Source organism: Oceanicaulis sp. UBA2681 (genome assembly GCF_002354675.1).
Classification (GTDB): domain Bacteria; phylum Pseudomonadota; class Alphaproteobacteria; order Caulobacterales; family Maricaulaceae; genus Oceanicaulis; species Oceanicaulis alexandrii.
In genome coordinates this window covers 193,326-211,005 of the sequence record NZ_DEMB01000008.1, presented here as the reverse complement: position 1 = coordinate 211,005, position 17,680 = coordinate 193,326, and the positions used below count along the sequence as shown (strand labels likewise).

Genomic DNA, 17,680 nt, shown 5'->3' with positions numbered 1-17,680 from the left:
GACATGGCCGATCAGCTGATCAAGATCGCCGCCACCCGCAATGCGCGCGACGCCGAAGTGCTGACCCCGCCCAGCGGGCTCTATGACGAGTTCGCGGCGCGCTTCCCCTATGTGGAGACCGACGATCAGCTGCACGCCATTGATGATGTCTTCTCGGATTTCGCCCGGGGTCGGCCCATGGACCGCCTGATCTGCGGCGATGTGGGCTTTGGCAAGACGGAAGTAGCCCTGCGCGCGGCGTTTGTCGCCGCCATGAGCGGACGGCAGGTCGCCATCGTCGCGCCGACCACCTTGCTCGCGCGCCAGCACTTCAAAACCTTTGAAGAGCGCTTCAAGGGGTGGCCGGTGAAAGTGCGGCAACTCTCTCGCCTCGTGCCCGCGAAACAAGCGACCGCCACGCGCAAGGAGCTGGCGGAGGGCACGTGCGAGATCGTCATCGGCACCCACGCACTCCTGGCGAAGACCGTGAAGTTCGCCGATCTGGGTCTGCTGGTGATCGACGAAGAGCAGCGCTTTGGCGTCAAGCACAAGGAACGGCTCAAGGAGCTCAAATCAGACGTCCACGTTCTGACGCTGACCGCAACGCCGATCCCGCGGACCTTGCAACTGTCCATGGCGGGCATTCGCGACCTGTCGATCATCGCCACGCCGCCGGTGGACCGTCTGGCGGTGCGCACCTATGTGACGCCCTTTGACAGCGTCACCGTGCGTGAAGCCCTGCTGCGCGAACGCTATCGCGGCGGCCAAAGCTATTATGTGGCGCCGCGGATCACAGATCTGGATGAGATCTCGCGGTTCCTGCGTGAACAGGTGCCCGAGGTCAGTTTCGTGGTCGCGCACGGCCAGATGTCCGGCAGTCAGCTCGAAGACATCATGACGGCGTTCTATGAAGGCCGGTACGACGTTCTGGTCTCCACCACCATTGTGGAGTCCGGCATCGACATCCCGACCGCCAACACCATGATCATCCACCGCGCCGACATGTTCGGCCTGGCGCCGCTCTATCAGCTGCGTGGCCGGGTCGGACGCGCCAAGGCCCGCGCCTACGCCTATCTGACGACGCCAGCCAATCAGAAGCTGACCGCCACAGCGGACAAGCGCCTGAAGGTTTTGCAATCACTCGACAGCCTCGGCGCCGGATTCACCCTGGCGAGCCATGATCTCGATTTGCGCGGCGGCGGCAATCTTCTGGGCGAAGAGCAATCAGGTCACATCAAGGATGTGGGCGTGGAGCTTTACCAGTCCATGCTCGAAGAAGCCGTGGCGAGCCTGCAGGGCGATTCCAGCCTGGAAGAGCGCGACTGGTCGCCCGCCATTAATGTGGGCGCGGCGGTGCTGATCCCGGAAGAGTATGTGCCCGACTTGGACGTGCGCATGGCGCTTTATCGCCGCCTGTCGTCTCTGGACACCAAACAAGAGCGCGAAGGCTTCGCGGCCGAGCTGATCGACCGCTTCGGCAAGCTGCCTGATGAAGTTGAGAGCCTGCTTCAAGTTGTGGCGCTTAAGGCTCTGTGCAAGCGTGCGAATGTGGCAAAGCTCGATGCTGGTCCCAAGGGTGCGGTCGCAACCTTCCGCGAGCACGGATTCGGCGATCCGGCGGCGCTTATCGAACTCATGACCAAGCGCCCGGCCGATTACAAGCTTCGGCCAGACAACACGCTGGTGCTCAAGGGAGATTTCCCCGATCCCATGGATCGCCTCAAAGGCGCGCTCCGGCTTCTGGCGCCGGTGGCCGACGCAGCGCGTCGGGCCAAGGAAGCGGCCTAGCCGGTTCTGGCGGAACTGAACGGCAACACGTTCGAGCGGCGCACCATCTGGTCAATCAGAGCTTCAGCGCTGGTTTCACCGGCGGCTTCCTCGATAGAGGGGCTCAACTCGAGCCGGAAGGGCTTGAGCGGATCTGCGCCTTCATAGGCCGTGCATTCTGCGATGGCGGAGACGCGATTGGACACCATCGTCGCTTCGACCTTGGGCGTTTTGGGGAGGGCGATAATGAAGCGGTCCTGACCCAGGCGCACGACAAAGTCCTCGGCGCGCACGCAATGGCGCAACATGCCGGCGAACTGGTCGGACGCCTTTGCGAAGCCGTTCATGCCCGCTTCCTGTGGCGCGCTGACGGTCAACATGATCAGGCTGAGCGGCTCTAGCCGCGCTGCAGACTGATCCATCAGGCTTTGCAGATGAATACGGCCGAAACGTTCATTGTAGAGGTCGGAGGTTTCATCGAGCAGGCTGGGCAGGCGGCACGCTTCCAGCCGCGCTTTGGCCAAGCGGCGGCGGCGGCGTTCAGACGCCAGCGCCATCACACGGTCGCGCATTTCATCATTGCTGGCGGCGTCGGAAAGAATGTCGGATGCGCCACGGGCGAACGCTTCATCCGCGCCCGCATAGTCGGTCTCGGCGGTCAGCAAGATAGCAGGCGTATGATAGAGCCGCGTATTGCGCCGCATGGCCGAGCAGACGGTATGCGCCAGCCCGGGTTCTGGGCGGGTGTTCAGGATCACCGCGTCAAACGTACGTTCATGCAGGTAATCAAAGGCGTTGAAGGTCGAAAAAGCGGCGATGGTCTGAATGCCCGCTTTGGACATCGCAAACTGCAGCCGCATGAAAGACGGGCCGGGCGCGCCGACGAACAAAACCGTCGAGTCATCAGCATTCACAGGCACCGGTGCGGGCTGATACCCCGCCTCTAGGGCGCTTTGCAGTCTCAGCTGCGCCGTATGTTCCAGCACTTTAAGGCGGGACAGGGCGCGCAAACGCGAAGCGATCTGGATGGGATGAGCGTTCTTGGGAAGTCGTGCATCCGGTTGGGCGCAGTCATGCTCGCCAATCGCCAGATGCAGGGTTTCCGAAGGCAGGTCGGCGTCAACAGCGCCAAAACTCACGACGGCTTCGCACCCAGGCTCAATATGAGTTGCGACCAGAAACCCCATTTGAGCCAATAGCTCTGCGGTTTCTCGCGCAGCGGCGTCATCGCCAATGACTGCTATGGAAAACATCCGCCCCGTCTGCCCCCCTCGACCCGAGGCAGCAAGATTGTGTCGTTCTGAGTTCAGTGTCAAAACTTTGATTCCTGAAATTGTCACAAAGCGATTCAGCAACATGCCGACCGATACAAAAGCACAAGGCCCTTTGCGTGGCGTTAAAGTCCTGGAATTTGTCGGATTAGGGCCTGCGCCCTTTTGCGCCATGCTCCTCAGCGACCTGGGCGCAGAGGTCATCCGGATTGACCGCCCGCATGCTGGCGGCGGCGGTCCGGCTGAAATCCTGGCGCGCGGTCGGCGATCGGCGGCGTTTAATCTCAAAAGTCCCGACGCGGTCAAAGCCTGTCTGAAGCTGATCAAAAACGCCGACATCATCCTCGAAGGCTATCGCCCGGGTGTGATGGAGCGCCTGGGGCTGGGACCGGAAGTGGCGTTGAAAGCCAATCCGGCGCTGGTCTATGGACGCATGACGGGGTGGGGGCAGCACGGCCCGCTCGCCCATGCCGCGGGTCATGACCTCAATTATATCGCTCTGACCGGCGCGCTCGACGCCATTGGCCCCAAAGACAAACCGGTTCCTCCCGTCAATGTGGTTGGCGATTTCGGCGGCGGTTCGATGTATCTCGCCGTCGGGGTTCTGTCGGCCTTGCATCATGCGCGAGCAACCGGTGAGGGGCAGGTCGTCGATGCGGCGATCGTGGATGGCGCTGCGCATTTGATGGGCGCGGTGCATCAGCTGGACGCCATGGGATTATGGAACCAGCCGCGTGGCGAAAACCTGCTCGATGGCGGCGCACCGTTTTATGATGTGTATCCCTGTGCGGACGGCGCTTTTGTCTCGATCGGCGCGCTGGAGGCGGAATTCTTCCAGCTGTTGATCGACAAGCTGGACCTGTCAGACCATCCCGCCATGCAGGCGCAATATGACGCCAAAACTTGGCCAGCCATGCGGCAAGTGTTTGAAGAGACGTTCAAAGCCGAGCCGCAATCACACTGGACGGCGCTTCTGGACGGCACGGATTGCTGTTTCGCTCCGGTTCTCGATTCCGGGCACGCGACAGAGCATCCCCATATGAAAGCCAGAGGCGTGTTTGTTGAGGTCGAGGGCGTGCGTCAGGCGGCGCCCGCTCCACGCTTCTCTCGTACGCCCGGCGCCATTCAAGGCGCTGCGCCCAAGCCCGGCGAGCATACCGAAGACGTCCTGCGCGACTGGGGTTTTTCCGACGCCGAGATCGGCACGCTGAAAAACGCCGGGGGTTTAGGCTGACACAGCGCTGCAATAGGCGCTAAACAGACGCAAATCGCGGGCGTACGGCCTTCGGTGTCTTTATGCTCGAACAGGTTTGAACGCTGGGCGCTATGCCGCTGGTCAAAATCAAATCCCTGATCCGCCGCGCTTGGGACATCCCGGCGATCAAGATCACTATTCGGGCCATAGACCGCATGATGGCCCGCGAAGTGATGCTGTTTGCGGGCGGCGCGGGGTTTTTCGGTCTTCTGGCGCTTGTGCCTGCCGTCCTGGTGGCGGCGTCCATATATGGCTTGTGGTTTTCAGCTGATGACGCCGTCAATCAGGTCGCGCGACTTGAAGTGACTGACGTTTTGCCGCCCTCGGCCAACACCTTCCTGACCACTCAGCTGTCTGAACTCGCCGGAACGTCGAACGCGTCGCTGACCTTGCAAGGCGCCGTGGCTTTGTTCATCGCCTGGTTCGCCGCAGCGCGCGGGGCCAAGGCCATGATCGCAGGCCTCAATCAAATCGCGCGGCGGGGCGATCTGCGCAATATCCTGCATTTCAACCTGTTGGCCATGGGGGCTGTGATCGCCGGCGGGGCCTTGCTGGTCCTGGCCAATCTGGCGATCCTGACCATCCCCAACATGATCCGTCCCGCCTTGCGCCTGCTGGGCAGCGAAGCCGCGGATTTCGGGGCCAGCCTGATCAATGAATGGTCGATCTCCTATCTCGCCATGCTGGCGGCTCTGACGCTGCTCTATCGCTTCGTGATGCAGCGCGCCGGAGAGACCAGCTGGCCCGCTTCGCTGATCGGCGCCGGCGCCGGCGCGACTTTGTGGTTGATCGCGTCCAAAGGCTTCACGCTGTACGTGGCGACCATCGTCAATCCCAGCACCTACGGCCCGCTAGGCACGCTGATCGTGTTTCTGTTATGGGTCTACTGGTCAGCCTACGCCGTGTTTTTCGGCGGGGCGCTCGCCGTCGAGATTGATCGTCACAGAGGTGAAGCCCACCCTGATCAAAAACCGGCGCCGGAGGAAAAGCACTAGCCTCAAGAGCGATATGGGCTATAACGCGAACCCAAATTAAACGATCGTTGAAAAACTCAGGGAAGGAGACCGCACGGTGGCGGACAAAGTCTACCCAGATGCAAAAACGGCCCTCGACGGGCTGACTTTTGACGGCATGACCGTGATGGCGGGCGGCTTCGGGCTGTGCGGCATTCCGGAAAACCTCATTCTGGCGCTGCGCGACAGCAACGCCCAGGACCTGACGGTGATCTCCAATAATGCGGGCGTTGATGATTTCGGCCTGGGTCTGCTGCTGCACACCCGCCAGATCAAGAAGATGGTCTCCTCCTATGTGGGTGAGAACAAGACCTTCGAGAAACAGTATCTGAACGGCGAGCTGGAGCTGGAATTCAATCCCCAGGGCACGCTGGCCGAGCGCATCCGTGCAGGCGGCGCCGGCATTCCGGGCTTTTACACCAAGACCGGCGTCGGCACGCTGGTCGCGGAAGGCAAGGAGCACAAGGATTTTGACGGCGAGACCTACATCATGGAAACCGGCCTTGTGGCTGACATCTCCATCGTGAAGGCCTGGAAAGCGGACAAGGCGGGCAATCTCGTCTTCCGCAAGACCGCGCGCAACTTCAACCCGATGATGGCGACCGCCGGCAAGGTGACCATCGCCGAGGTCGAGGAAATCGTCGAGAACGGCGAGCTTGACGCCGACCACATTCACACGCCGGGCATTTTCGTTCAGCGCCTTGTTCAGGGCACGTTCGAAAAGCGCATCGAGCAGCGCACCGTGCGCGCGTAAGCAGGAGGATCTCACACATGGCTTGGACGAGAGAACAACTGGCTGAACGCGCCGCCAAAGAGCTGCAGGACGGTTTCTACGTCAATCTGGGCATCGGCATTCCGACTCTGGTGGCGAATTTCATCCCAGACGGCATGGACGTGACCTTGCAGTCAGAGAACGGCATGCTGGGCATGGGCCCGTTCCCGACTGAGGACGAGGTGGATCCTGACCTCATCAACGCCGGCAAGCAGACCATCACCGAGCTGCCGCAGACGAGCTATTTCAGCTCGGCGGACAGCTTCGGCATGATCCGCGGCGGACACATCAATCTGTCCATTCTGGGTGCGATGGAAGTGGCCGAGAACGGCGATATCGCCAACTGGATGATCCCGGGCAAAATGGTCAAGGGCATGGGCGGCGCGATGGATCTGGTCGCCGGCGTGCAGCGCGTCGTGGTGATCATGGACCACACCAACAAGGCGGGCGAAAGCAAGCTCTTGAAGGAATGCTCCCTACCGCTGACTGGTCAGGGCTGCGTGGATCGCGTCATCACCACGCTGGGCGTGTTCGACGTGGTCGAGGACGGCTTGAAGCTCGTGGAGCTGGCGGACGGCGTGACGCTCGAAGACATCGCGGAAAAGACCGAAGCCAAGTACTCGGTCGCTGAGGGGCTGGCGGCTTAAGCGGCATGAGTGGTGCTGAAGTAAAAAACCCCGGGGCAGATGCTCCGGGGTTTTCTATATCATCCGTCACTCTGACTTAGCACACCGGCACGTTTACCGCGAGACCGCCCGTGGAGGTCTCTTTGTATTTGTCGTTCATGTCGGCGGCGGTCTGGGCCATGGTCTCGATCACCTGATCAAGGCTCACCTTGTAGTCCGCATCCTCGCTCATCAGCGCCAGGCGCGCCGCGTTGATCGCCTTGATCGCGCCGATGGCGTTGCGCTCGATGCAAGGGATCTGCACCAGCCCGCCCACGGGATCGCAGGTGAGGCCCAGATTATGCTCCATGGCGATCTCGGCGGCGTTCTCGATCTGACGGTTCGTGCCGCCCAAAGCGGCGGCCAGTCCACCTGCGGCCATGGAACAAGCGACGCCCACTTCGCCCTGACAGCCCGCTTCGGCGCCCGAAATGGACGCGTTTTGCTTATAGAGCGCGCCAATGGCGGCTGAGGTCAGGAAGAAGCGCGCAATCGCGTCAGGATCGTTGGAGCGGCGATGGTGACGGTCGTAATAGCGCAGCACAGCCGGGATGATGCCCGCCGCGCCATTGGTCGGCGCGGTGACGACCTTGCCGCCGGCGGCGTTTTCTTCATTCACCGCCATGGCCCACAGATTGACCCATTCCATCGAGGCGAGGGGGTCGGTCTCCGCCCGCGCCGCTTCCGCCATCAGCTTGTCGCGCATTAGGGGCGCGCGGCGTTTGACGTTCAGCCCGCCGGGCAATTCCCCGCGCTGGCGCACGCCGCGTTCGATGCAGTCTTCCATGGTTTGAGTGACGCTGGTGATCCAGCCGCGAACCTCGCTCTCCTCTCGGAAGGCGGTTTCATTGGCCATCATCAACTCAGGAATGGTCAGGCCTTCGCGGTCACAGATTTCCAGCAGTTCATCACAGGAATTAAACGGATAGGGCTCGCCCTTCAGCGCTTCCGCGGCGGAATTACGCCCCGCTTCCGCCTCGTCAATCACGAACCCGCCGCCGATCGAGTACCAGATTTCCTCGCGCAAAGCGTCGCCAGATGCGTCAAAGGCGATGAATTTCATGGCGTTGGAGTGAAACGGCAGACGCTTGGATCCGTTAAAAATCAGATCAGCATCCCAGTTGAAATCGATCTCATGCGTATCGAGCAGTTTCAGCGTCTTTTCAGCCTTGATGCGGTCGATACGCGAGGGCAGAGCGTCAGGATCCGCACCTTCGGGCGTCACGCCTTCCAGCCCCCACAGGATCGCCTTGTCCGTCGCGTGGCCGGAGCCCGTCAGCGCCAGCGAGCCATAGGCTTCCGCCTGCACGCGTTTGACGCTCGACAAGCCATGCTCTTCATCAACGCGCTCTAGAAAGAGGCGCGCCGCCTTCATCGGCCCCACAGTGTGAGAGCTCGACGGGCCGACGCCGATCTTGAACAGGTCGAAAACGCCAAAATGCATTGTTTAATCCAGGCCCTGACCGCGATCAGGCGTAAAGGCGTTGAAACAGATCAGGGTCTGGGTGTCTTTCACCCCGTCAATGGTCTGCACCGACTTGTTCACGAAGCGGCCAATATCCGCGCCGTCATCGACAGCGAACTGGGCGAGCAGATCAAATTCGCCAGACACCGAATGCACCTGACGGGTCTCGCTGACCGTATCGACAATGGCGGACGCCACGTCATAGGTGCGGCCCAGCTCGCATTTGATGAAGATGTAAAAGCTGCGCATGAAAGACTCCCGAGGCGGAATTAAAGCTGTGTGCGAACGGTCCAGAGTTCAGGGAACAGGCGCAGGTCGAGCGCCTTGACGAGATAGCTGACGCCGCCGGACCCGCCGGTGCCGCGCCGGAAGCCGATGATGCGCTCGACGGTCTTCATATGGTTGAAGCGCCATTGCTGGAATTTCTGTTCCAGATCGACGAGCTTTTCGGCGAATTCGTAGAGTTCCCACCATTTCGCGGTGTCGAGGTAAACCTCTCGCCACATCGCTTCGACCTGGGCGTTCGGCTCATACGCTTTCGACCAGTCACGCTCGATCACGTCCTCGGGCAGCGCTGCGCCCTGACGGGCGGCGAGCTTCAGCGTTTCATCGTAAAGCGACGGCGCATTGAGCGCAGCGGTGACGGCGGCGTGCGCTTCAGGCTCGTTGGCGAACACGCGCGCCAGCGCCGCATTCTTGTTGCCCAGGCGGTATTCGAGGATGCGGTACTGGTGGCTCTGAAAGCCTGAACTTTGGCCCAGCGCATCGCGAAACTTCAGGTAATCGGCCGGCGTCATGGTGGAGAGCACCGACCAGGACTGAGTCAGTTGCTCCTGGATGCGCGCGATGCGCGCCAGCATCTTCATCGCTGGCCGGACTTCATCGTTCTGCAGATGGGAGAGAGCGCCGTTGAGCTCATGCAGGCACAGTTTGAGCCAAAGCTCAGACGCCTGATGGATGATGATGAACATCATCTCGTCATGTTCATCGGTCAGCGGCGTCTGTGCGCTGAGCACCTGATCCAGACCCAGATACCGGCCATAGGACAGCCCCGCATCAGGATCCCAATGGATATCCTCGCCCTGAAGGTCGACAGATGTCTTGAACTGATCGCTCATACCGGTTCCGTTCGCCGCCACATCGCCCCGCATGTAGACAGGCTGAGCCAGCCGGGCAAGCCAAGAGGGCTCATCTTCGCCACAGCCGCAAACTGCTGCGCGGTCAGTCCGCTCGCCCGGTATGGCTGTCTAGATTAGGCTAAAGCGCAGGGGCGGCAGATCCGTAATGGAGGCCTCGATCTGATCGCCTCTTTCAACAGGCCCCACACCGGCGGGCGTGCCGGTATAGATGAGATCGCCCGGCTCCAGGCGAAACAGGCTCGACAGATGTGAGATCACTTCAGCGCTGGACCAGATCATCTGCGCCAGATCGCCCGTTTGCCGGGTTTCACCGTTCACGCTGAGCGTTATAGGACCTTCGGACGGAGAGTGCCCCGGACGGATCAGGCCGATGGGCGCCGACTGGTCAAAGCCTTTCGACGCGTCCCAGGGACGTCCCTGCTTCTTGGCGGCGGCCTGAAGGTCTCGACGTGTCAGGTCCACGCCGACCGCCGCGCCATAGACCATCATCTTCGCGCGTTCCGGGCTCAGATCCGCGCCGCCGGCTCCAAGCGCCAGAACAAGCTCCACCTCATGATGAAGGTCTTCAGTCGCGGGCGGGTAGGCGACTTCGCTGCGGCTGGTCACCGCATCGCGGGGTTTGGAGAAAAAGAAGGGCGCTTCACGATCAGGATCAGCGCCCATTTCACGTGCGTGATCTGCATAGTTTCGACCGACGCAGTAAATCCGCCGGACAGGAAACTGACCGCCGCCTTCCACCGGAATAAGTGTTTCAACCGGCGGGTTGATGACATAAGCGGTCATGGGCGTGGTCTTTCTTGCTGACTCGGCTCGAAACTAGCGAGCCTGCCGCTGACCGCAAGCTCAGGCTTACGCTTCAGATGCGTCCGGTTTCGTCGGGATCGGAGCGTTTGACAGTTGGCCCAAGAGATCGATCGGCATGGGGAAGACGATGGTTTGCGTGCCTTCGCTGCTGATTTCCGTCAGCGTGCCCAGATAGCGAAGCTGCAAAGCGCCGTCCTGGGATGACAGCACTTGTGCGGCTTCCGCGAGTTTGATGGAGGCTTGCTGTTCGCCCTCTGCTGAAATGATCTTGGCGCGCCGTTCGCGCTCAGCCTCGGCCTGCCGCGCAATCGCCCGGATCATGGAAGAGTCCAGATCCACATGCTTGATCTCGACATTGGCGACCTTGATGCCCCAGGCTTCGGTCTGGTCATCGAGGATTTGCTGGATGTCAGAGTTGAGCTTGTCGCGCTCGGCCAGCATTTCATCAAGCTCATGCTTGCCCAGGACTGAACGAAGCGTGGTCTGGGCGAGCTGGCTGGTGGCCATGCGATAATCCTCGACCTGGTTGATCGCCTTGGCCGGATCAATAATGCGGTAATAGAGCACCGCATTCACTTTCACCGAGACATTGTCCTGGCTGATCACATCCTGGCTGGGCACGTCTTCAGCCACGGTCCGGATATCCACCCGCACCATTTGCTGAATGAAGGGGATCAGGATGATCAGCCCCGGCCCGGAGGTTCCGGTATAGCGGCCAAGCGTGTAGATCACCGCCCGCTCGTATTCGCGCAGGATTTTCAGCGCTGAGGAAATCACACCGAAGGCGACAAACGCCAGGGCGATCCAAACGCCGAGATTCACGCCGAGTTCAGCCATGTTCAATACTCCGTCTTGCGTCAGTTGAGCGGCGGGTTCGATTGCTTGCTGAGGCTTCATCCGTTCGCCTTCACATAAAGGGTCAGTCCGACCAGCTTTGTGACCACGATGGCGTCACCTGGATTCAGCGCCGTCTTAGCCACCGCTTTCCAGCGCTCGCCCTGAACCTGCACAAAGCCGGACTGTCCCGACCATTCAAGCACATGCCCCTGAGCGCCAATGAGGCTTTTACCGCCTGTGGTAACTTTGCGGGCCTGGGCGGCAAGGCCATAGCTCAGCATCGCAAACAACGTCCCGCCCAGCACCACGGCCATGACGGCGATCAATCGCCAGTCAATACGAAAGGCGGGCGCGTCTGTCTCGATCAGCATCAAAGCGCCCAGAACGAACGCAGCCAGCCCACCCAGCGCCAATAGACCTGAAGACGCGAAAAAGGCTTCAGACACCAAAAGGGCGAGCCCCAGCACCACCAGGGCAGCGCCAGCATAGTTCACGGGCAGGGTGTTCAGAGCGTAAAATCCGACGATCAGGCACATCACGCCGGCAATCGCCGTGACAGGCTCAAGCCCGTTATAGAAAGACACCAGAAGGCCGACAAAGCCCAGGTTTACGAGCAAGAACGCGATATTGGGATCTGTGATCACCGAGAGAATGTCTTCGGCGGCGGTTTTCTCGATCCGGATGAGCTGCGCCTCAGCGACCGACAGGATGCGCTCCTCCCCAGACCCCAGAGATACGAGCTGGCCGTCCGCCTGCGCGAGCAGGTCTGACAAATTATCTGCCCGGATTTCAATAACGCCTAGCGTCAGAGCCTCATCCGCCGTCGCGCTTATGCCCTCGCGCACCGCACGTTCCGCCCAGTCCGCATTGCGACCGCGCAGTTCTGCCAGTGACCGGACATACGCCACGGCGTCATTGACGGCCTTGTTGCGCAAGGCTTGCGCGTTTCCAGTCGCGTTTTGCGGTGTTGAGCCTGTCTCTTCCCCTGCGCCTTCAGCAGCGCGTTCAAGCGCGGGATCGGTTCCTTCGGGGGCCGGGGCCGGATCACCGCCCGGCAAACCGCCCAGTTGAACAGGCGTCGCCGCCCCCAGGGAGGTGCCGGGCGCCATGCCGGCGAGATGGCTGGCGTAGAGGATATAGACGCCTGCGCTGGTCGCCCGCGCGCCGGAAGGGTGAACGAAGACAATGACCGGCGTCTCACTGGACAGAATGGCGCGATTGATGTCGCGCATGGAAGTGTCCAGACCGCCCGGAGTGTCCATTTCCACAATCAGGGCCTGTGCGTTTTCCTGACCCGCGAGTGTTATGGCGCGCTGGATATAGGCGGACGTCGCCGGACCAATCGGTCCGATGATCTCGGCGCTCATCACACGCGCCTGATCCACTTCCGCCTGACGCGCCAAGCCGTCTGCGCCCCAGACCAGCGCCCCTAACATAATCAGGGACAGCGCCAGCGCGCGAAGTCCGAAACGGGCAGGGCGGCGCATCATCAAGTCCTTCTTTGCGTCTTAAAGTGGGTAGAGTCTAACCCAGTCAGAGCGCCGCATGAAGGAAAACCAGAGCCAGAAGCAAGACTTTCATTGCAGGCTTGCGTCTTGCGCGAACCGTCTGAATGCGCCATCGCACTGCGTATGACCCGACCTTCTCCCCTTTATGACGCTGTGGTTCTGGGCGGCGGCGCCGCCGGGCTGTTCTACGCCGGGCAGGCTGGCGCTCTTGGACTGTCCGTTCTGGTGCTCGACCATTCGCAAAAACCCGCCGAAAAGATCCGCATTTCAGGCGGCGGGCGCTGCAATTTCACCAATCTGGGAACCCGAGCGGCCAACTTTCTGTCGGCCAATCCTCATTTCGCCAAATCGGCTTTGGCCCGGTATACGCCGACCGATTTCCTGGCGCTGATGGAGCGCCATGGCCTGAGCTGGCACGAGAAGACATTGGGTCAGCTGTTCTGCGATCAGAAATCGGGCGCGATCATCACAATGCTGCTCGATGAAATGCGCAATGTAGGCGCGGTCCTGAAGCTCGGTGTCGAGATCTCGGACGTCGTCAAAAATGATGATCTGTTTGAGCTGACCACGTCAGACGGCCGCGTACAGGCTCGCCGGCTGGTGGTCGCAACCGGCGGCCTGTCCATCCCCAAGATCGGCGCGACCGGCTTCGCCTATGATCTGGCGCGTCAGTTCGGACATGAACTCATCACGCCTGAACCCGCGCTTGTGCCGCTGACATTTGAAGGCGAGGCCAAAGCCGAATTCGCCAGCCTGGCCGGGGTTTCCACCCCGGTTGTCGCCAGCGCTGGCGACGGTGCGTTTCAAGAAGGGATGCTGTTCACCCATCGCGGATTGTCAGGCCCTGCGATCTTGCAGGTGTCGTCCTATTGGCGTCCGGGTGAGGAGATCGAGATCGATCTGTTCGCGGGCGGGAAGGGCGCGGAACGCCTGAAAGCCCTGAAAAAAGACATGCCCATGAAATCCCTGGGCAAGGCGCTCGAAGCAATCTTGCCCAAGCGTCTGGTCGAGCATCTGGACCAAAGCGGTCAATTGCCGGACTGGTCACGTCTGGCTGATGTCTCCCATGCCGACCTTGAAGCGCTGTCTGACGCCCTGTCGCACTGGCGTTTGAAACCGGCCGGCACCGAAGGGTATCGCACCGCTGAAGTCACGCTCGGCGGCGTTGATACGGCGGGCCTGTCATCGAAGACGATGGAAAGCCGTCAATGTCCGGGGCTCTATTTCATCGGCGAATGCGTGGATGTGACGGGCTGGCTGGGCGGCTATAATTTTCAATGGGCCTGGGCCAGCGCCTATGCAGCGGCGCAAGCCAGCTTTGAAAGCCAGTTCTAAGGCGCATTGAGTCCGCCCGTCTCTGCGTTCAGACCACAGCGCCGAACAAGGACCCGATCCCGGCGGTCAACGCCATCGCCAGCGCGCCCCAGAATGTGACACGGACAGCGGCCTTGGTGACATTGGCGCCGCCCACGCGTGCGCCGACTCCGCCCAAAAGCGCCAGAAAGACCAGTGATGCGGCAGACACGCCCGCCGCTAACCACTGGGACGGCATCAGAAAAACCATCAACAGGGGCAAAGCTGCGCCAACGGCAAAAGTCGCAGCCGAAGTGAAAGCCGCCTGGATGGGGCGGGCCGTACTGATTTCAGAGATTCCCAGCTCGTCGCGCGCATGGGCGCCCAGAGCGTCTTTCGCCATCAGCTGATCAGCGACCTTGCGCGCCAGATCAGGATCGAGCCCACGCTTCATATAGATTTCGGCCAGTTCCTCGCGTTCAAATTCGGGTTGCGTCGACAATTCTTCGCGCTCACGCGCGAGGTCGGCGTTTTCCGTATCTGACTGAGAGCTGACGGAGACATATTCACCCGCCGCCATGGACATGGCGCCTGCGACCAGTCCTGCGACACCGGCGATCACTACATCTGAGGTCGCCGCAGACGCTGCGCTGACCCCGACGATCAGGCTGGCGGTCGAGACGATACCGTCATTGGCGCCCAGAACCGCCGCACGCAGCCAGCCCACACGAGAGACAAGGTGATGTTCGGCATGAGTATGCAGGCGGGACACGGCTCGTCCTCATTGGCTGATCAACCGCAACAGAATCGGAGATTGTCTCGATCAAGAGGGCCTCGCAACCCGCAGAAGCGATGGTGAGACAAAAGGTCCTGAACGGGAAAATGTGGCGGAGGGGGAGGGATTCGAACCCCCGGAACCTCGCGGCTCAACGGTTTTCAAGACCGCCGCAATCGACCACTCTGCCACCCCTCCGTCACACAGTTTCTAGCCTGCGACGGGGTCTGGACACAAGCTGGCGCAGGAGCGCCGTGCAGTAAATCATGCAGCAAATGCTGCGGCGCCCCATAAAAAGTTTTAATCGCAGCCATCAAAGCAATCATTTTGACGAATTTGAGGCAGACCCTGTATTTCCTGTAATATAAAACGCACAAATCTGTCAGAGATCGAGCATGCACTATGGTGTCAGCTATTTTTGGGCCGTCTCAACACGCCCATAGTGCGCAATCGATCATCTGGACTTGATTTTGCGTGTCATTCTTTACACAGGGAGACTTCAATATGACGCTGTTTAACAAAGGGGTTCTGCTCGCCTCTAGCGCTTTCATTGCGCTGAGCGTTTCGGCGTGCGCCAGCTTCCCCGGCACGCGAATCCAGTCTGAGGTGAATGAACCGGCTCCCGAGAGCATGCAGGCTCGTGACTATCCGCACGCCTCCATGGGCCATGGCGTTCAACAGCCGCGTCCCAACTCCGCCTGGTGGCCGGAACAACTGGACCTGACGCAATTGCGACAGAACGAGACCACCCGCTCCAATCCGCTCGGCGAGGATTTTGACTACGCCGCTGCCTTCCAGTCTCTGGACCTTGACGCCGTCAAGTCGGATCTACGCGAGCTGATGACCACGTCCCAGGACTGGTGGCCGGCTGACTGGGGGCATTACGGCCCGTTCTTCATCCGCATGGCCTGGCACAGCGCGGGCACCTATCGCACCTTTGACGGGCGTGGCGGCGCCGGTGGCGGCCAACAGCGCTTTGAGCCGCTCAACAGCTGGCCAGACAACGCAAACCTGGATCGGGCGCGACGCCTGCTCTGGCCGGTCAAGCAGAAGTATGGCGAGAACATTTCCTGGGCTGATCTGATGATCCTGGCGGGCACCGTCGCCATGGAAGACATGGGATTTGACACGCTTGGCTTCGCAGGCGGCCGTGAAGACGACTGGCAGGCCGAGCTTGTCTATTGGGGCGCCGAACAAGAATGGCTTGGCAACGAAGAACGCTACTCGGAGGAAGGTCAGCTCGAGCGTCCGCTCGCCGCCTCCATGATGGGGCTGATCTATGTGAATCCTGAAGGCCCGAATGGCGTTCCCGACCCGCAACTGGCCGCTGACGCCATCCGCGATACTTTCGGGCGCATGGCGATGAATGACGAGGAAACCGCGGCGCTGATCGCAGGCGGCCACACCTTCGGCAAGGCGCACGGCGCTCACAGCCCTGAGGAATGCACGGGACCGGAGCCAGCCGCCAATGGCGTCGAAGCCCAGGGCCTGGGCTGGGACAATTCATGCGGAACCGGCAATGGCGCAGACACCGTGACCTCGGGCCTGGAAGGCGCCTGGAGCGCCGCCCCCACCATGTGGACCATGCAGTATCTGGAAAACCTTTATAACTTTGAATGGGTTCAGAGCCGCAGTCCGGCCGGCGCCATTCAGTGGGTTCCGGCGAATGCGGAAGAGGCGATGATCGTTCCGGACGCCCATAATCCGGACGAATTTGAAACCCCGATCATGTTCACGACCGACCTCGCGTTGAAAGTCGATCCGGCGTATCGCGAGATCACCACGCGCTTTCTGGAGAACCCGGAAGAGTTTGAAGACGCCTTTGCGCGCGCCTGGTTCAAACTCACTCATCGGGATATGGGGCCGAGCGCCCGCTATCTGGGCGCAGATGTCCCGGATGTGGAACTGCTTTGGCAAGATCCGGTGCCGAGCGTGGATCACGCCTTGATCAGTGCAGGCGATATCGCCGCGCTCAAGGACGCCATTCTGGACACAGACCTGACCAATGCCGAGCTGGTCCGCTCCGCGTGGGCGGCGGCGTCCTCCTATCGCGACACCGACATGCGCGGCGGCGCGAATGGCGCGCGTCTGCGTCTGGACCCGCAACGCAATTGGGCGGTCAACAATCCCGAAGAGATCGAGCGTGTCTTGTCCGTGCTTGAAAGCGTGCAATCCGACTTCAATGACGCCCAGGCCGATGATGTCCGCGTCTCACTCGCAGACCTGATCGTGCTGGGCGGCGCTGCGGGTATTGAACGCGCGGCTTCACAGGCCGGTCATGACATTACGGTTCCGTTTGAACCGGGCCGCACCGATGCGTCCCAGGCCCAGACGGATGCCGACGCGTTCAGCTATCTCGAACCTCGGGCCGACGCGTTCCGCAATTACTATGATCCCGCGAACCGCCGGTCGCCGTCAGAACTGATGGTAGACCGGGCGGATACGCTGTCCCTGACCGTGCCCGAAATGACGGTGCTTCTGGGCGGCCTGCGCGCTCTGGACGCCAATACCGGCGGTGCGGAGCATGGCGTGCTGACACACCAGCCAGGCGTGCTCAGCAATGACTTCTTCGTCAACCTGCTGGACATGAACACCGTCTGGAACGCCACAGATGCGGAATACGTCTTTGAAGGCCGTGACCGTCAGAGCGGCGATCTGAAATGGACCGCCACCGAAGCGGATCTTGTCTACGGCTCCAACGCAGAACTGCGCGCTGTCGTGGAAGTGTATGCGTTTGACGGTGCGGAAGAGCGCTTCGTGAGCGACTTTGTAGACGCCTGGGTGAAAGTCATGCAGCTGGATCGGTTCGATCTCGCCAACGGCTAGTCACGCATCTGCATCTGAACACGGCGAGGGCTGCGATCTGTGATCGCGGCCCTTGCTGCATTCAGGCCTCGTGTGTTGCGCACTTTCGCCACACTGACCATGAATTAGACTGGTGTCAGCATTCAGGGTCAGCTCATGCACGCACATCTCCGCACACGGACCTTTCAATGTCTTTGGCTTGTCAGCGCTTTGGCGCTATCGGCATGTTCAGGCCAGCCTGCGCCACAAACGCGGCCGGACTTCGCGCCAGCGCCCGTCGCACAACACGCGCCGTCCTCACTCCCTGACGCCAATCAGGCCCTTGCTCCGCA

General features: G+C 61.0%; 15 protein-coding genes and 1 tRNA gene. 7 read left to right on the top strand and 9 right to left on the bottom strand.

The genetic code is table 11. The annotated features are described in order from the left end of the window. On the top strand, positions 1-1,767 hold a 1,767-nt coding region (locus B3M53_RS06165), incomplete at its 5' end, for a transcription-repair coupling factor (RefSeq protein WP_286799912.1). Here the strand turns inward: B3M53_RS06165 and B3M53_RS06160 are convergent. Beyond that, complete coding sequence (locus tag B3M53_RS06160; protein ID WP_286799909.1) at positions 1,764-2,999, bottom strand: diguanylate cyclase domain-containing protein; 1,236 nt, start codon at positions 2,997-2,999, stop codon at positions 1,764-1,766. The two genes, B3M53_RS06165 and B3M53_RS06160, sit on opposite strands and share 4 nt — an antisense overlap. Positions 3,000-3,102: 103 nt before the next feature. Here B3M53_RS06160 and B3M53_RS06155 point away from each other — a divergent pair, with 103 nt between their 5' ends. From B3M53_RS06155 to B3M53_RS06140, 4 genes are all read left to right on the top strand, one after another. Further along, positions 3,103-4,251, top strand: a complete 1,149-nt coding sequence (locus tag B3M53_RS06155; protein ID WP_286799907.1) for a CaiB/BaiF CoA transferase family protein — start codon at positions 3,103-3,105, stop codon at positions 4,249-4,251. A gap of 92 nt (positions 4,252-4,343) precedes the next feature. Then, positions 4,344-5,267, top strand: a complete 924-nt coding sequence (locus tag B3M53_RS06150) for a YihY/virulence factor BrkB family protein (RefSeq protein ID WP_286799905.1) — start codon at positions 4,344-4,346, stop codon at positions 5,265-5,267. A 76-nt stretch (positions 5,268-5,343) separates the two neighbouring features. Further along, positions 5,344-6,039: a CoA transferase subunit A gene (locus tag B3M53_RS06145; protein WP_160091705.1), complete on the top strand. Its 696-nt coding sequence runs from the start codon at positions 5,344-5,346 to the stop codon at positions 6,037-6,039. A 17-nt stretch (positions 6,040-6,056) separates the two neighbouring features. Next, positions 6,057-6,704: a CoA transferase subunit B gene (locus B3M53_RS06140; protein WP_286799902.1), complete on the top strand. Its 648-nt coding sequence runs from the start codon at positions 6,057-6,059 to the stop codon at positions 6,702-6,704. Between the two features lie 76 nt (positions 6,705-6,780). Here the strand turns inward: B3M53_RS06140 and B3M53_RS06135 are convergent, their stop codons facing one another. The 6 genes from B3M53_RS06135 to B3M53_RS06110 form a co-directional block, all read right to left on the bottom strand. Next, complete coding sequence (locus B3M53_RS06135; RefSeq protein ID WP_273147865.1) at positions 6,781-8,166, bottom strand: L-serine ammonia-lyase; 1,386 nt, start codon at positions 8,164-8,166, stop codon at positions 6,781-6,783. 3 nt (positions 8,167-8,169) lie between these two features. Beyond that, on the bottom strand, positions 8,170-8,436 hold the full coding sequence (locus B3M53_RS06130) for an Lrp/AsnC ligand binding domain-containing protein (protein WP_022699481.1): 267 nt from the start codon (positions 8,434-8,436) through the stop codon (positions 8,170-8,172). Between the two features lie 20 nt (positions 8,437-8,456). After that, positions 8,457-9,305, bottom strand: coding sequence for a tryptophan 2,3-dioxygenase (gene kynA, locus B3M53_RS06125; RefSeq protein ID WP_273147862.1), 849 nt, complete (start codon positions 9,303-9,305; stop codon positions 8,457-8,459). A 129-nt stretch (positions 9,306-9,434) separates the two neighbouring features. After that, positions 9,435-10,109 (bottom strand): fumarylacetoacetate hydrolase family protein, encoded by a 675-nt coding sequence (locus B3M53_RS06120; RefSeq protein WP_286799896.1) that lies wholly within the window; start codon positions 10,107-10,109, stop codon positions 9,435-9,437. A 66-nt stretch (positions 10,110-10,175) separates the two neighbouring features. Beyond that, entirely contained in the window at positions 10,176-10,967 is a 792-nt protein-coding gene (locus tag B3M53_RS06115; protein WP_349678825.1) for a slipin family protein, read from the bottom strand. A 56-nt stretch (positions 10,968-11,023) separates the two neighbouring features. Continuing rightward, entirely contained in the window at positions 11,024-12,457 is a 1,434-nt protein-coding gene (locus B3M53_RS06110) for an NfeD family protein (protein WP_286799891.1), read from the bottom strand. Between the two features lie 141 nt (positions 12,458-12,598). Between B3M53_RS06110 and B3M53_RS06105 the strand changes: the two genes are divergently transcribed. Further along, on the top strand, positions 12,599-13,810 hold the full coding sequence (locus B3M53_RS06105; RefSeq protein WP_286799889.1) for an NAD(P)/FAD-dependent oxidoreductase: 1,212 nt from the start codon (positions 12,599-12,601) through the stop codon (positions 13,808-13,810). 28 nt (positions 13,811-13,838) lie between these two features. On the opposite strand, the gene B3M53_RS06100 is transcribed toward B3M53_RS06105, so the two are convergent. Next, entirely contained in the window at positions 13,839-14,540 is a 702-nt protein-coding gene (locus B3M53_RS06100; protein ID WP_022699487.1) for a VIT1/CCC1 transporter family protein, read from the bottom strand. Positions 14,541-14,653: 113 nt separating this feature from the next. Continuing rightward, positions 14,654-14,741, bottom strand: a tRNA-Ser gene (locus B3M53_RS06095). A 312-nt stretch (positions 14,742-15,053) separates the two neighbouring features. Here B3M53_RS06095 and katG point away from each other — a divergent pair. Beyond that, positions 15,054-17,369: a catalase/peroxidase HPI gene (gene katG, locus B3M53_RS06090; protein ID WP_414690708.1), complete on the top strand. Its 2,316-nt coding sequence runs from the start codon at positions 15,054-15,056 to the stop codon at positions 17,367-17,369. Positions 17,370-17,680: the final 311 nt, after the last annotated feature.

Bases quoted from the DNA above. Each gene is read 5' to 3' on its own strand.
- B3M53_RS06160 (WP_286799909.1), bottom strand. From the start codon at position 2,999: ATGTTTTCCATAGCAGTCATTGGCGATGACGCCGCTGCGCGAGAAACC.
- B3M53_RS06155 (WP_286799907.1), top strand. From the start codon at position 3,103: ATGCCGACCGATACAAAAGCACAAGGCCCTTTGCGTGGCGTTAAAGTC.
- B3M53_RS06105 (WP_286799889.1), top strand. From the start codon at position 12,599: ATGACCCGACCTTCTCCCCTTTATGACGCTGTGGTTCTGGGCGGCGGC.
- B3M53_RS06135 (WP_273147865.1), bottom strand. From the start codon at position 8,166: ATGCATTTTGGCGTTTTCGACCTGTTCAAGATCGGCGTCGGCCCGTCG.
- B3M53_RS06120 (WP_286799896.1), bottom strand. From the start codon at position 10,109: ATGACCGCTTATGTCATCAACCCGCCGGTTGAAACACTTATTCCGGTG.
- B3M53_RS06130 (WP_022699481.1), bottom strand. From the start codon at position 8,436: ATGCGCAGCTTTTACATCTTCATCAAATGCGAGCTGGGCCGCACCTAT.
- B3M53_RS06115 (WP_349678825.1), bottom strand. From the start codon at position 10,967: ATGGCTGAACTCGGCGTGAATCTCGGCGTTTGGATCGCCCTGGCGTTT.
- B3M53_RS06150 (WP_286799905.1), top strand. From the start codon at position 4,344: ATGCCGCTGGTCAAAATCAAATCCCTGATCCGCCGCGCTTGGGACATC.
- B3M53_RS06110 (WP_286799891.1), bottom strand. From the start codon at position 12,457: ATGATGCGCCGCCCTGCCCGTTTCGGACTTCGCGCGCTGGCGCTGTCC.
- kynA (WP_273147862.1), bottom strand. From the start codon at position 9,305: ATGAGCGATCAGTTCAAGACATCTGTCGACCTTCAGGGCGAGGATATC.
- B3M53_RS06140 (WP_286799902.1), top strand. From the start codon at position 6,057: ATGGCTTGGACGAGAGAACAACTGGCTGAACGCGCCGCCAAAGAGCTG.